Here is a 12,718-nt window from a genome sequence, read left to right on the forward strand (position 1 = left end):
ACGGACTCCTCGGTAGCCCGCGGATCAGTTCAGATAAACGACGTCGTCGTCACCGCCGACGCAGGTGACCACGGGGCTACCCGAGCATTTCATGGTCTGGGTCCGGCCCATCGCCGGGTTGCGCGCATCGACCGTCACCAGCCCGTACCGCATGGGCTGCTTCAGATAGGAACCTCGCACCTCTTCGGCGAATTCACAGGACGTGGCCGGGCTTGCGACCGCGGAACTCGTCACGTCCGGGCTGCCGAATGTACTGGGGCACGACGTCGCATCCTCCGGCACACGCTTCAGACCCTCCAGTCCCGCGACAGGAACGCGGTCGGTGGTTTCGGATACCGCGACGGCGGCGGTCGACGTCGCCGTCGTCGCTTCGCTGTCGTTGTCGAGCTGCGGCCAGATCAGAAAGAGTCCGATTGCGGCGAGTCCGACGAAGACGACTGCCGCAGCAATCAACGGCATCGTGGAATTCGAGTTCTTCTCCATTTACTTCTCGGGCCTTTCACACCACCGACCTGCACATACAAGCCGTCGAGCTCATTACGGCAAGCACCGCACAAGGTCAGCCGACGTAGCCGACAGTCTGTACGTTGCACGGTTCGGACGGCTGACGGTGTCCATCGTTCGAACTACATGAGCATGGATCGCCACACATTCGGGCCGATTCCGTGGTGGTGATCACCAGGCTCGCCGGGTCACGCGTGAGGGTCGGTGATCTCACGGAGCAGGGTGAGCGAATCCCGCAGCTCGCGCATGCGGGGACCGCCGAGGTGTTTCGTCCACTCTTCATCGATCCGCGCCTCTTCAGCGCGCGCAACCGCGATCACCTCCGCGCCACGCGGCGACATGCGGACGAGGCGGGCGCGAGCGTCGCTAGGGTCGACGACACGTTCGACATACCCCGCCCTTTCCAGCTGGTCGACGAGGTGCGTTGCAGTCTGCTTCGACACCAGGGCTTGCTCGGCGAGCTCGGAGAGCCGTGTCCCATCGGGGCCGATGCGCGCCGCGATGCGAGCCTGGGCCAGGGTGATCCCCGCAAACCCGGCATTGCGAACGGCGTCGAACACGCGCCTCTCTGCACTGCGGTGTGCGGTGAACATCAAGACGGCGATGTGCGGTTCGTCCACGACGACCCTCCCCTTGCCATTGATTCGAAGTTGGGACTAATATTAGTCCCAACTTCGAACTGATATTACCGGGATCGACCATGAACATCGACGACGTCTGGGTAGCGATCGACGACCACCGCACCCGTACCGCTGATCTACTCGAGATGCTCCGCGACGAGGAGTGGCAACAGAATTCACTGTGCGACGGATGGACGGTGCGCGACGTTGCGGCGCATCTGACGTTGCAGCAGATCGACGTTCGCCAAGCGATCACCATGCTTCCCTTCGTGCTCCGACACCCGGGGGGCATGAACGCGGTGATCCACTATTCCGCGAAACGGAAAGCAGCAACACCGACCGACCGACTTGTCCGCGAGATTCGCGCGATGATCGGATCCCGGAAGCACAACATCGGACTCACTCCCCGCGAACCTCTCATCGACATCCTCGTCCACGGACAGGACATCGCGATTCCACTCGGCCGAACGCTGCGAATATCACCCGAGGCCGCCGCTGAAGCCGCGACCTACGTCCTGTCCTATGGCAAAGGTTGGAAGTCGAGGGTATTCCAGCAAAGCCGATTCAGCGGATCGCACCTGCGCGCGACCGACGTCGACTGGTCGACGGGCACCGGGCCGGAGATCCGCGCCCCGATGGCGACCCTGCTCCTGATTCTGGCCGGCCGAGACATCGGCCTCGGTCAACTCTCCGGCGACGGGCTCGCAGCAATTCCCCAGGCGACCTCGAATCCGCCACAGACACCCCCTGAGTGAGTTTCACACCAGATCACGCCGCAGCGGAGCCACGATCGCCGCCGCCGAGGCCACGGCCGCGTACGTCACCAGAACGAGCGCGCCGAGCATCGGGGTCAGCAAAGTCGTGGCCCCCAACGACATCTCCCCCGACACCGTGTCGCTGAGGAACGTGAAGTCCGTCAACGCCGCCGTCGCCCCTCCCGGCATGAACGGGTAGAGCGTGTTCAAGCCGGGCAGGATCATGAGCACGGGTTCGAGGAAGTAGAAGTATCCGAGCACAATCCCGACAGCGACGAGTTGACTGCGCACGAGCGCGCCGATCCCGACACCCAGCAACGTGTAGATCGCCGCAGCCAGGGCCACGCGGGAGAGAATCGTCGCAAGGTCGCCCGCCGACGCACCGAGCTCGATTCCCCTCACAGCCGTGACAGACCACAGAGCAAGCGCCGACGACAACGCCATCAACAGTCCGTAGAAGAGACCGAAGACGCTGTAGACGAACAGTTTTGCCCCGAGCACTGCACCTCGCCGCGGTACCGCGAGGAACGTCGTGCCGATCGTCTTGTGGCGGTACTCGCCCGTGACTGCAATCGTCCCGAACAGCGCGGGCACGAACAGCAACAGACCGGTGAGTCCCACGGCGATCGCGACGCCCTGCGGCGTATCGAGGCCGGGCATCGGCGGCGACGCGTTCTCCGGTCCGACCAGGCCGAGAACGCCGGTGAGTCCGGCACCGGACAGCACTGCCGCGACGATCGCCCACACGGGCAGGCGCGTGGAGAACAGTCGGATGAATTCACCACGGACTGCGTTCTTCATTTCACACCTACACGGGTCGTGAGACTGAGGAAGGCCTCTTCGAGGGTGTTCCCGGTGGCGACGAGTTCGGAGAGTTCGCCCGTCCAAGCGATGCGTCCGCGGTCCAGGAGCACCACGTCGTCGATCGTGTTCTGCAGTTCGGAGAGCGCGTGACTGGAGATCAACACCGTTCCGCCACTCGCCGCGAACTCGCGAAGAAAGCTGCGCAGCCACACGATTCCCGAGGGATCGAGCCCATTCGACGGTTCGTCGAGGACCAACGTCTCGGGGTTGCCGAGAAGCGCGGTGGCCAGGGCGAGGCGCTGTCGCATCCCCGTCGAGTAGCCGCCGACGCGACGGTCGGCGAACCGGTCGAGTTCTACCAGTTCGATCACCTTGCCGACTCGTTCCGGCGGGTGACCGCCGAGCGCACAGCAGGTGCGCAGGTGCGCGCGGGCCGTGGTCGCGGGGTGCGCCGCTGCGATGTCGAGAACAGCACCGACCGTGCCGGCAGGAAACGCCAGACCCCTGTACGGAACCCCGTCGAACAGGGCAGTGCCCGCATCGGGTCTGATCAGACCGAGGAGCATACGTAGGGTTGTGGATTTGCCGGCGCCGTTGGGGCCGAGGAATCCTGTCACGCGGCCGGGACCGGCAGTGAAAGTCGCGCCGACAACAGCATCGAGCGCGCCGAACCGTTTGGTGAGGTTCTCGACGTGGATGGCGACGCCGGTCATGACTGCTGTACCTGCTGGAGCACCCCGCCGATGTCGTTCGCGTTCGAGGCGCTGATGAGCAGCTCGTCGAATTCATCGCCAGCCGTCTGCCCTCGAAGCACGATGCGCAGCAACGGTTCTCCTCGTCTCATGACGACGAGACGTGTGATGCCACGAGGATGCGTGAATGTGCCGACCTTGAGGAACTTCGAGATGACGAGGCCATTTCGAAAGCCGAGTATCTCGGATGTCCATCCCGGTAGCACATCGACGCGGGCGATCGAAGACCGAGGAATCACCAACTCGGTACGACGGACCAGCAGAGCTTCCCACCAGGTGAAGGTCACGTTCAGATCAGTTTCACTGCGCTTCAACTCGGCCACGGCGTCAGCCCTTCCGTCAGCGGTAGTATCAATTCGATAGTGAGAACATTATCAGAGTGAGAACAATGGAGGAAGGGGCCCATGGACAGCGAACCGTCGATTGCCGACATCGTGCTGCATCCGGTCCGACTACGGATCGTCCAACAGCTCGGCGGTCGACAGCTGACCACCGCAGCGCTCCGCGAGGAACTGCCGGACATCACCCAGGCCACGCTGTACCGGCATATAGCCGCCCTGATCGCGGCGCAGATCGTCACCGTCGTGGACGAACGACGAGTGCGCGGCACCATCGAACGAACCCTCGCTCTCGGTGAGCGCATGGCCCACGTCGGGCAGGACGACCTCGACGCGATGAGCGATGCGGAACTCCGCAACGCTTTTCTGTCATTTCTCGGCACCGTCGGCGAAGGATTCGACAAGTTCATCGACGCGGGAGATCGGCACCTCAGGAACTACCTGGGATTCGGCACGACACCGCTCTACGTCACCACCGAAGATCTCATGGAAATCCAGACGAAACTCGCCGAACTCCTCGAGCCTTATCGGACGGATCGCGACAACGGCTCCGTGCGCATTACGCTGACCACTGCAGTGATCCCTTCTCCCCCAGCTGATTCGGATACGTGAATACGGCTCCGGGCGCGATGCATCGTCCGGGTCACGCAATGCAGATCTGGTTGGTTCGACGTCGTTATGTGCAGTCGAACCAACCACATCTGCATGATCTACGAGTCGACGGCCTGTAGAAGACCCGCCACCTCGCGCTGCAACTCCGGAGTCTGCACACCGACATTGTTGATCGTGTAGCGGGTTGCGATATCACCCAAGCGGCCGAACAGCATATTCGCCGCCTCGGCCGGAGCGCCCTCCGCCGCGAACAACGCAAGGATGCCGTCGTCGATCAGGTCGGCCATGGTAGCCCACTTGCCGTCGTCTGCGGTCTTGGAGAGCCGGTTGAGTTCGTCGCCCAGATCGCCGAGTCCGTGCAGGTCGAGAACGGGGCGGTAGGCGGGCGTCGAGCCGTAGAACGCGATCTGCCGCCGCACCGCCGCCTTGGACGTCGCGAGTTCCTCGTCCGTGTTTCCGGTGACGATGAATCCGGATGCAATGATCTCGGGGTCACCTTCCGGCGCACCGGACGCAGTGCGACCCCGGGCCAGCGCCGGCAACGTCACCTCCCGCACGTATTGCTCGGTAGTGAAGGGATGCAACAGGATTCCGTCAGCGACACGACCGGCCGTCTCCGTCATCTTCTCGCCGACCGCAGCGAGGAGAACTTCGGGTGCAGGCTGCTCGCTCAGCGGCGTGAACATGGGGGTCATGAGGGTGTGCGTGTAGAAGTCGCCGCGGAAGTCCAGCTTCGCGCCGGTGGCCCATGAATCCCAGATCGCTCGCATCGCGGAGACGAACTCGGCCATCCGTGCCGCCGGCGCGCTCCACGGCATCGAGAAGCGCTTCTCGATGTGCGGTTTGATCTGACTGCCGAGACCGAGGGTCAGTCGACCGCCGCTGTAGTCCTGCAGAGCCCGCCCCTGCACCGCAAGCGTCATCGGAGACCGCGCGAATGCCACGACGATGTTCGTCAGCAGGTCCACACGCTCGGTCGCGCCGGCAGCGATCGTCAGATGCAGGATCGGATCCGAGACGACCTCGCTGAACGACACCCCGTCGAAGCCGCTCTCCTCGGCCTGGCGTGCCATGTCTGCAACGTCGGCGAGCGCGCCGGTCCGGGAAGCCAACGGTAGTACGACCTTCATGCACACTCCTGCGATCACACCATCACGGCCAGAACTTCGGACGAGTATAGCGATCGCTAAGGGCACCGACCCGGAACCTTCCCGAAGTCGATAACGAAGAACCGTTTCGCTCCCCTCAGCAGCACTCGGTGTTTCGGTATTGACCGCACCCCGAACCGCGCCCAGCATCGTAGTGGCGGATGAACTCCCCTACCGACCGGGAGCCGAACATGGAACCTTCCACCGATCGTCGCTCGGACAAGCTCGACCGCGACGTCATCGTCACCGGGCTCGTCGTCGTGTCCGGCATGATCATGGTGGTTCTCGACACCACCATCGTGAACGTGGCCCTCGACTCGTTGAGCAGGGAGCTCGACGCGCCGTTGTCCACCACCCAATGGGTCGTCACCGGCTACCTGCTCGCCGTGGCCCTGGTCATCCCACTCTCCGGCTGGGCCATGGATCGGTTCGGGCCGAAACCGACCTGGATTACAGCAGTGGGTCTGTTCATGGCCGGTTCCGCCCTGTGCGCGGCCGCGTGGTCGATCGACAGCCTGATCGCCTTCCGCGTGATCCAGGGGTTGGGCGGCGGCATGCTGCTTCCCGCCGGTCAGGCCATCATCACGAGGGCCGCGGGCCCGGAACGCCTCGGACGCGCGATGAGCATCCTCGGCGTTCCTATGCTGTTGGGTCCGGTGTTCGGGCCAGTGATCGGCGGCCTGCTCGTCGAATACGCGAGTTGGCACTGGATCTTCCTCGTCAACGTCCCCGTCGGCGCCCTCGCGCTCACACTCGCGGTGTGGAAGCTACCGAGCGGCGGTGCCCTGCCCGAATTCGGGCGTCTCGACCTGCGCGGTCTCGTCCTGCTCTCCGGAAGCCTGGTGTGTCTGCTCTACGGGCTCTCCCGTGCAAGTTCCCACGGCGGATTCAGTGAGTGGAACGTGCTCGGATGGCTCATCGGGGGCGCTGCCGGCTTGGCTCTCTACACCTGGCACAGTCTGAACAAAGGCACCGGGTCGATCATCGACGTTCGTCTGCTCACCAACCGGCTGTTCGCCAGCGGAACCGTCGCGGTCTTCCTCGTCGCCATCGGAATGTTCGGCGGCATGCTGCTGCTTCCGCTGTACTACCAGACCGTCCGCGGTGAAGGCGCACTCAACGCCGGTCTGCTGCTCGCACCCCAGGGCCTCGGCGCCATCGTCGCAATCGTCATCGGAGGCAGGCTCACCGACCGCATCGGCGCGGGCTACGTCGTCCCCGTCGGCGTCGTGCTCGCGCTTCTCGGCACCGTGCCGTTCACCCAAGTGGGAGTCGACTCCTCCTACCTCTGGCTCAGCGCAGCCCTGTTCGTTCGCGGCATGGGTCTCGGAGCAGTGATGATGCCGACGATCTCCGCCGCCTACACCGAGCTGGACAAGGACGTGATATCGCGGGCAGCACCGACGTTGTCGGCTATTCAGCAGGTCGGGGCGTCGCTGGGAAGCGCCTTGCTCGTGACGGCGCTGACGCAGCGGCTCACCGACCAGCTGAGCTCCCAAGGCGTCGAGACGACGGGCAACGGGGCCGACCAGATCAGTTCGCTCCCACCCGAAGCCATGGCGGTGGTCGGCCCGGCCCTGTCCGATTCGTTCGGATATGCGTTCTGGATCGCCTTCGCGCTCACGGCCCTGATCCTCATCCCCGCATCCTTCCTGCCCCGCCACGCAGCTCGTGACCGCCGAGAAGCGCCGCAGACGGTAGGCAAGAAGGAATAGAACCTCTCCGAACTGATTTCACGGTCGACGACGCGTGATCACAGTTGTCATATCCTGCTGGCACACTCGCCCCATGAGCGAACGTCGACTGAACAGGTGTGCCCGATGACGGCCCGCGCAGGTGAGACCTTCGATCCGGATCGGTCCGCGTCGGATGTAGAGACAGCCCTGCTCGTTCCCCTCCCCGCATCCGGGCCGACCACCGATGCGGGCGAACCGGCCACCGGCGAATGGACGTCCACACGGGGTGACGGCTTCATGTTGTTTCCCCTCTGGGAAAGCGACGACCTCGTCGGCGTGTACCAACCCGAATGGAACGACGTCGAGGACATGGCGGAAGGTCATCTCTCAGCGTTGGTTGCGGAGTTGGACCGCAGATGGGGGCCGCACCGCACGGTGACGATGGGTCCGGCTCTGTGGAATCCGCCCACCGCAGAGCCCTTCCGCACCCTGGTCGCCATGGACTGCCTCGGCGACCTCAACGTCTGGGGACCGGTCACTGCGTCGCATTCCCGATGGGTCGCGGTCTCTCTCAATCAGTGCGACGGCGATGCCCCGATGATCCTCACCGCGCTGGTCACCGACCGACCCATCGAATCGCTCGAGTAAGGAGGGGAGCCCTGGGTTCTCCCAACAGGCCCTATCGAGCTGGCACACTCGCCTCCATGAGCGATCGCCCCGTCACCATCACTGTCACCGGCCACGCCGAACGCGAGTTCGCACCCAACCGGTGCACGGTCGTGCTCCGCGTGCACGCCGACGGCACGACGCGCGAGCACGCCGCCGATCCCGTCACTTCCGCGATCACCACGCTGACCGGCCTCGTCACCGAACTACGCGAACGCGACGACACCCCCGTCAGACGATGGACCTTCGACCAGGTTCGGCACAGTCGCCACCGCCCGTACAGCAACGAGGGCAAGACCCGGCCGTGGCGGTACACGTCGTCTGCGTCGCTCACGGTTACGTTCCACGAATTCGACGCGGTCAGCGGGTTCGTCGACACCGTCTCGGAGATCGAGGCCGTCGCAATCACCGACCTGCGCTGGTGGATCACCCGCAAGACTCGGGAGAAGCGGATCGCGGAGGTACGCGACCTTGCGGTCGGCAATGCCCTCGCCAAGGCCAAGGGCTACACGAAGAGCCTGGGTTACAGCGACTTCCGAGCGGTCGCCATCGCCGATCCGGGAATGCTTGGACTTCAACCGGGTCCGAGTCCGCGCGCAGCGGGTGCGCCCATGATGCACGCGATGCGTTCCGACATGGCATCGGCGTCCGAGGAGAGCGGCAGCGGTTTCGTCCTCGAACCCGACCGCATCACTCTCAGTGCCGACGTGGAAGCGCGCTTCGAGGCATCATGACGCGGGAGAAGTCCGTACCGTGGTTTCGGGAGGAACACATGTCACTCAGCAGTTCGATCCTGCGCTTCGCGGGACCTTTCAACGCAGTCATCATGGCCGCCGCCGACCTCCCGGTCATCGGCAGCCGCATCCGTAACTACGTCGCACCCATCACGTATGTCGGTCGCAAATCCGGCCGGGTGATCACACTTCCGGTCGGCTACCGTATCTCGGGCGACACCGTGAAAATCGGTGTCGCGATGCCCGACCAGAAGTCGTGGTGGCGCAACTTCCTCGGCGACGGAGCGCCCATGAGCATTCAGTTCGACGAAGAGCGAACAGGCCATGCCGTCGCACACCGCGACGACCGCGGTAACGTCGAGGTGGTCCTCGAGCTCGACTCCGCATGATCTTTGGTGGGTTGGAGTTCGCCCTGCGGGCAAGATCCCACCGAACTGAAGTCTCGAACGGCGACACCTGGCCTACAGTTGAGCAGGCAGCAGAAACCGGGAGTCGCCGTGAACTCGAACGAGACGATGATGGCGTGGCGGGTAGCAGACCCGCGACCGATCCACGAGCAACCGCTGGTCTTCGAAACCGGCCCGATCCCCACGGTGAGTCCGGACGAGTTACTGATCAAAGTTCAGGCCTGCGGGGTGTGCAGGACCGACCTGCACGTATCGGAAGGCGACTTGCCCGTCCATCGGCACAATGTGGTGCCCGGACACGAAGTCGTAGGCACCGTGCACCGGACGGGCGCTGCGGTCAGCGGGTTCTCACCTGGCGACCGCGTCGGTGTCGCATGGCTCCGGTACACCTGCGGCCAGTGTCGGTATTGCCTGCGCGGACGCGAGAACCTTTGCCCTCATTCGCGATACACCGGGTGGGACGACGACGGCGGGTACGCCGAATTCGTCACCGTGCCTGCAGAGTTCGCACTTCCTCTCCCGGAGGGCTACGACGACGTCGAACTTGCACCTTTGTTGTGTGCCGGCATCATCGGGTTCCGCGCATTGGAGCGCGCGGCCGTTCCAGAAGGCGGACGCCTGGGCATCTACGGCTTCGGTGGTAGCGCCCATATTGCGGCGCAGGTGGCGATGTATCGGGGCGTGTCGGTTCATGTCATGACCAGGAGCGCCGACGCCCGCGCGCTCGCCGAGGAACTCGGCGCAGAGTCCGTGCAGGGCTCGGCCGACAAGCCGCCCGTCCCACTCGACGCCGCCATTGTGTTCGCTCCGGTCGGAGATCTGATTCCGACCGCACTCGAGGCACTCGACCGCGGTGGCATCCTCTCACTCGCCGGCATCCACATGACCGACGTCCCTCCGCTGAATTACCAGCGGCATCTGTTCTACGAGCGGGAGATCCGCTCGGTGACAGCCAATACACGCGACGACGCGCGCACCTTCCTGCGCTTCGCCGGAGAGCATCGGATCCAGGTGAGCACGATGCGCTACCGTCTGTCGGATGCGGACCGAGCATTGACGGATCTCGCCGACGATCGTGTCCGCGGCGCTGCCGTTCTGGTACCCGACCGCGAATTCGGAGCGACAATCGCACGATGACGCTGGAGGATCCGCCGGACACACGTTCACGCACGAAGTGGCTCACCGCGGCCTTCTGGATCATCACGGCCGTATTCGCGTACTGGCTCGGGCTTCTCGGCTGGTGGAAAGAGTTGATCTACCTCGCAGCGTCAGCGGCGCTCATCCACCTGTGGTGGAAGCGACACCACGGTGGTCGGTACGCGGTCCTGTTCGGTGCTACCTGCGGTTTCTTCGCAGCTATGTCCCTGGGAGTGAGCGGTGTTGCATTCTTGTCGACCTTCTCCATCCCGGTCGACAGTGTCGGGCCGCGGACAGTCGAGTGTGGATCCGTCGTCGATCCGCTGTCGGCCGATGAACTGACAATCGCGGGAGGAAACCCAGCGACCAAGTACTACCCGATACCTCAGAGCGCGCTGGAACAGCAATGCTCGAATCGGCGTGACTTCCGAGGTCATCGAGCAACAGACCTGGCTCTGATCGGATTCGCGCTGGCCGCGCGAGCAACCGGGCACCTCGCGACCCGGCCGCGCACATGAACAGTCCTCTAACGCTTCCCCTCCCGTGCGAACACGAGGACTTCCTCTTCCGTCGGCGGACTCTTCGGATGGCAGGACAGGCACCCGCCCTTCATCCGCGCCGGCATCCTGCTGCTGAGTTTCTTCGCAGTGGGTGGATCACAGCACGCGTTGTCGGATCCGGTCTTCACGTCGATTCCGGCCCTCGCCGACGGCCGGTACGTCGCGGTGGCACTCGCCGAGATCAACCCGGTCGCACACCACGACGATCGAGATACCGCGCGGCCCGACGGAGGGAGCGACTACATCGTCACCACGGTGCGTAGCCGTTGTACGTCGTTCCGGCGGAACTCCTCGGCGAGCTGATCGGCCGTGATCGGGCCGTCCAGGATGTCCTTCCAAGGCAGGTCGTCTCCGGCAGACGCGAGAAACTCCACAGCCTCCTGCAGGTGCCGTGGCTCGTAGTTGTGGACCCCGGTAATGGTGCGCCATCCACGCACGATCCACTCCGGATCCACTTCGGTCGCGCCGACCGGTGCAACGCTGCCGGCGAGGACGGCGGTGCCGCCGATGCCCAGGGCGTCGATGCAATTCCGGATGCCGACGGGCGAGCCGGAGAGTTCGAGGGACACGTCCACGGTGCCGGAGGCCCCGGCCTCGGGCGACACCGGGGTGGCCCCGAGGCTCTGGGCCAGCCTGAGCCGGGCCGCATTCGGGTCGACGGCGAGGATTGCGGCGGCACCGCGTCGACGGGCCGCGGCCACGGCCACCAGTCCCAGCATGCCCAGCCCGTTCACCAGCACGCGTCGCCCTGACAGGTCACCGGCGCGTTCGAGGACAGCCATCACCGTGGCCACAGCACATCCGGCGGTGGCCGCGACGCCATCGTCGAGAGAAGAGGGCACCGGCACCACGGCCTGGCCCTCCCGTAGGAGGATGTGAGTGGCGTAGGTTCCCGACAGTGGCCAGTCGCTCTCGAACGACTCGTGACCGATCTTCTGCACGCTCGTGCACTTGGCGGTGAGCCCGCGCCGACAGATCTCGCAGCGGCCGCAGGACCGGGTCACGCCGAAGACCACCCGGGTCCCGGGGCTCACCGGGGAGCCGTCGACCAGGTGTCCCCTGTCGGTGCTGACCACCACGCCGACGCCCTCGTGCCCGAGAACCGACGGGCACGGAGCCTCACGTCGTCCGTTGACGGTATGCCGGTCCGAACCGCACACCGTGGCCGCGGTGAGACGCACCAATGTCTCTCCGGGTCCCGGCTCGGGAAGGGGCATTTCGATGGTGCCGAAGTCTGTGCCGCCGCGCCACAGAACGGCGTGCGCTGTCGCCGTCACCGGACTTCCCTCGCCATGACAGTGTGCGATGGGAGGTCGGCAACGGACCCGAGCACCAGATCGGCATCCAGAGCGTCGAAGTCCGCGCGGGTCAGGTGCCCGGTGAGCACACCGATGGAGGTCACTCCGGCGCGCCGGGCCGATTCCACGTCGGAGGCGGTGTCTCCTGCACTGACGACGGCGGCCGTGTCGTGCACGTCCAGATGGGCCATGACCGCCTGGATCAGGAAGGGCTCGGGACGACCGACGGGCACTTCGTCGCCGGCCACGATGTGGTCGATGATCTCCCCCTCCTTCCAGCCGAGAGAATCCAGGATCAAGTCTGCGATCTCCCGGGAGAATCCGGTTGTCAGGCCGATCTTGATGCCGTTCGCCTTCAGCTCGCGCAGGGCCTCTTCGACGCCCGCGAGAGGCGTCGGCGGGGTGTCGGTGTAGGTCTGCCGCAACTCTTCGCGGAACCAGGCCCAGGCTTGCTCGACCAGGATCTCGTCGGCGTCAACACCGCCGAGCTTCAGCAGATTCTCGATGGCCCACCGCTTCTCGGTGCCCATCCACTGCTGGAATTCCTCGTCGGTGTAGGTCGCTCCGTGGCGCTCGGTGGACTCGCGTAGGACGCGGTATACCTCGTCGCGGTCATCGATGGTGGTGCCTGCCATGTCGAGGATGGCGAGTTCGATCATGATGTCTTCTCTTTCGTGCAGTTCGGGTAGGAAGTGTTGTGGGGCAGA

The 12,718-nt window shown here is 64.8% G+C and carries 16 protein-coding genes; 8 read left to right on the plus strand and 8 right to left on the minus strand.

The window, feature by feature from the left end; translation table 11 throughout:
* Nucleotides 1-24: 24 nt before the first annotated feature.
* Entirely contained in the window at nucleotides 25-459 is a 435-nt protein-coding gene (locus EV641_RS06520; protein WP_132471203.1) for a serine/threonine protein kinase, read from the minus strand.
* 233 nt (nucleotides 460-692) lie between these two features.
* Nucleotides 693-1,097, minus strand: a complete 405-nt coding sequence (locus tag EV641_RS06525) for a MarR family transcriptional regulator (RefSeq protein WP_054713148.1) — start codon at nucleotides 1,095-1,097, stop codon at nucleotides 693-695.
* 107 nt (nucleotides 1,098-1,204) lie between these two features.
* Here EV641_RS06525 and EV641_RS06530 point away from each other — a divergent pair, with 107 nt between their 5' ends.
* Nucleotides 1,205-1,879 carry a maleylpyruvate isomerase family mycothiol-dependent enzyme gene (locus EV641_RS06530; RefSeq protein ID WP_132471204.1) on the plus strand — a complete coding sequence of 225 codons (675 nt, stop codon included), beginning with the start codon at nucleotides 1,205-1,207 and terminating at the stop codon, nucleotides 1,877-1,879.
* Nucleotides 1,880-1,882: 3 nt separating this feature from the next.
* On the opposite strand, the gene EV641_RS06535 is transcribed toward EV641_RS06530, so the two are convergent.
* The 3 genes from EV641_RS06535 to EV641_RS06545 are packed head-to-tail and all read right to left on the minus strand — an operon-like array spanning nucleotide 1,883 to nucleotide 3,758.
* A complete protein-coding gene (locus EV641_RS06535) occupies nucleotides 1,883-2,680 on the minus strand; it encodes an ABC transporter permease (protein ID WP_132471205.1) in 798 nt (265 codons plus the stop codon).
* Nucleotides 2,677-3,396, minus strand: coding sequence for an ATP-binding cassette domain-containing protein (locus tag EV641_RS06540; protein ID WP_054713138.1), 720 nt, complete (start codon nucleotides 3,394-3,396; stop codon nucleotides 2,677-2,679). Before EV641_RS06540 ends, EV641_RS06535 begins: the two co-directional genes overlap by 4 nt.
* The gene (locus EV641_RS06545) at nucleotides 3,393-3,758 is read right to left on the minus strand and encodes a hypothetical protein (protein ID WP_054713137.1); all 366 of its coding nucleotides are present in this window, start codon (nucleotides 3,756-3,758) and stop codon (nucleotides 3,393-3,395) included. The genes EV641_RS06540 and EV641_RS06545 overlap by 4 nt, the downstream gene beginning before the upstream one ends.
* A gap of 81 nt (nucleotides 3,759-3,839) precedes the next feature.
* Between EV641_RS06545 and EV641_RS06550 the strand changes: the two genes are divergently transcribed.
* Nucleotides 3,840-4,385: a helix-turn-helix domain-containing protein gene (locus EV641_RS06550; protein ID WP_132471206.1), complete on the plus strand. Its 546-nt coding sequence runs from the start codon at nucleotides 3,840-3,842 to the stop codon at nucleotides 4,383-4,385.
* A 98-nt stretch (nucleotides 4,386-4,483) separates the two neighbouring features.
* Here the strand turns inward: EV641_RS06550 and EV641_RS06555 are convergent, their stop codons facing one another.
* On the minus strand, nucleotides 4,484-5,515 hold the full coding sequence (locus EV641_RS06555; RefSeq protein ID WP_054713147.1) for a TIGR03617 family F420-dependent LLM class oxidoreductase: 1,032 nt from the start codon (nucleotides 5,513-5,515) through the stop codon (nucleotides 4,484-4,486).
* A 209-nt stretch (nucleotides 5,516-5,724) separates the two neighbouring features.
* Between EV641_RS06555 and EV641_RS06560 the strand changes: the two genes are divergently transcribed.
* The 6 genes from EV641_RS06560 to EV641_RS06585 all read left to right on the plus strand — a co-directional run bounded on the left by EV641_RS06560 (nucleotide 5,725) and on the right by EV641_RS06585 (nucleotide 10,671).
* Entirely contained in the window at nucleotides 5,725-7,248 is a 1,524-nt protein-coding gene (locus EV641_RS06560) for an MDR family MFS transporter (protein ID WP_132471207.1), read from the plus strand.
* A 105-nt stretch (nucleotides 7,249-7,353) separates the two neighbouring features.
* Nucleotides 7,354-7,857: a hypothetical protein gene (locus EV641_RS06565; RefSeq protein ID WP_054713135.1), complete on the plus strand. Its 504-nt coding sequence runs from the start codon at nucleotides 7,354-7,356 to the stop codon at nucleotides 7,855-7,857.
* Between the two features lie 56 nt (nucleotides 7,858-7,913).
* A complete protein-coding gene (locus EV641_RS06570; protein ID WP_054713134.1) occupies nucleotides 7,914-8,609 on the plus strand; it encodes an SIMPL domain-containing protein in 696 nt (231 codons plus the stop codon).
* Nucleotides 8,610-8,647: 38 nt separating this feature from the next.
* Entirely contained in the window at nucleotides 8,648-8,998 is a 351-nt protein-coding gene (locus tag EV641_RS06575; RefSeq protein WP_054713146.1) for a hypothetical protein, read from the plus strand.
* Nucleotides 8,999-9,124: 126 nt separating this feature from the next.
* Complete coding sequence (locus EV641_RS06580) at nucleotides 9,125-10,153, plus strand: zinc-binding alcohol dehydrogenase family protein (RefSeq protein WP_132471366.1); 1,029 nt, start codon at nucleotides 9,125-9,127, stop codon at nucleotides 10,151-10,153.
* Nucleotides 10,150-10,671, plus strand: a complete 522-nt coding sequence (locus EV641_RS06585; RefSeq protein WP_132471208.1) for a hypothetical protein — start codon at nucleotides 10,150-10,152, stop codon at nucleotides 10,669-10,671. The genes EV641_RS06580 and EV641_RS06585 overlap by 4 nt, the downstream gene beginning before the upstream one ends.
* Nucleotides 10,672-10,952: 281 nt before the next feature.
* Here EV641_RS06585 and EV641_RS06590 read toward each other — a convergent pair whose 3' ends face one another.
* Together EV641_RS06590 and EV641_RS06595 are read right to left on the minus strand one after the other, a co-directional pair.
* Nucleotides 10,953-11,990 (minus strand): zinc-binding dehydrogenase, encoded by a 1,038-nt coding sequence (locus EV641_RS06590; RefSeq protein ID WP_241996890.1) that lies wholly within the window; start codon nucleotides 11,988-11,990, stop codon nucleotides 10,953-10,955.
* Complete coding sequence (locus EV641_RS06595; RefSeq protein ID WP_054805140.1) at nucleotides 11,987-12,670, minus strand: phosphonatase-like hydrolase; 684 nt, start codon at nucleotides 12,668-12,670, stop codon at nucleotides 11,987-11,989. The genes EV641_RS06590 and EV641_RS06595 overlap by 4 nt, the downstream gene beginning before the upstream one ends.
* Between the last annotated feature and the right edge of the window lie 48 nt (nucleotides 12,671-12,718).

Source organism: Rhodococcus sp. SMB37, assembly GCF_004345605.1.
Classification (GTDB): Bacteria; Actinomycetota; Actinomycetes; order Mycobacteriales; family Mycobacteriaceae; genus Rhodococcus.

Excerpts from the sequence above, each read along its gene's own strand:
- EV641_RS06520 (WP_132471203.1), bottom strand. The coding sequence starts at position 459 with ATGCCGTTGATTGCTGCGGCAGTCGTCTTCGTCGGACTCGCCGCAATC.
- EV641_RS06525 (WP_054713148.1), bottom strand. The coding sequence starts at position 1,097 with ATGTTCACCGCACACCGCAGTGCAGAGAGGCGCGTGTTCGACGCCGTT.
- EV641_RS06530 (WP_132471204.1), top strand. The coding sequence starts at position 1,205 with ATGAACATCGACGACGTCTGGGTAGCGATCGACGACCACCGCACCCGT.
- EV641_RS06535 (WP_132471205.1), bottom strand. The coding sequence starts at position 2,680 with ATGAAGAACGCAGTCCGTGGTGAATTCATCCGACTGTTCTCCACGCGC.
- EV641_RS06540 (WP_054713138.1), bottom strand. The coding sequence starts at position 3,396 with ATGACCGGCGTCGCCATCCACGTCGAGAACCTCACCAAACGGTTCGGC.
- EV641_RS06550 (WP_132471206.1), top strand. The coding sequence starts at position 3,840 with ATGGACAGCGAACCGTCGATTGCCGACATCGTGCTGCATCCGGTCCGA.
- EV641_RS06555 (WP_054713147.1), bottom strand. The coding sequence starts at position 5,515 with ATGAAGGTCGTACTACCGTTGGCTTCCCGGACCGGCGCGCTCGCCGAC.
- EV641_RS06560 (WP_132471207.1), top strand. The coding sequence starts at position 5,725 with ATGGAACCTTCCACCGATCGTCGCTCGGACAAGCTCGACCGCGACGTC.
- EV641_RS06565 (WP_054713135.1), top strand. The coding sequence starts at position 7,354 with ATGACGGCCCGCGCAGGTGAGACCTTCGATCCGGATCGGTCCGCGTCG.
- EV641_RS06570 (WP_054713134.1), top strand. The coding sequence starts at position 7,914 with ATGAGCGATCGCCCCGTCACCATCACTGTCACCGGCCACGCCGAACGC.
- EV641_RS06575 (WP_054713146.1), top strand. The coding sequence starts at position 8,648 with ATGTCACTCAGCAGTTCGATCCTGCGCTTCGCGGGACCTTTCAACGCA.
- EV641_RS06580 (WP_132471366.1), top strand. The coding sequence starts at position 9,125 with ATGATGGCGTGGCGGGTAGCAGACCCGCGACCGATCCACGAGCAACCG.
- EV641_RS06585 (WP_132471208.1), top strand. The coding sequence starts at position 10,150 with ATGACGCTGGAGGATCCGCCGGACACACGTTCACGCACGAAGTGGCTC.
- EV641_RS06595 (WP_054805140.1), bottom strand. The coding sequence starts at position 12,670 with ATGATCGAACTCGCCATCCTCGACATGGCAGGCACCACCATCGATGAC.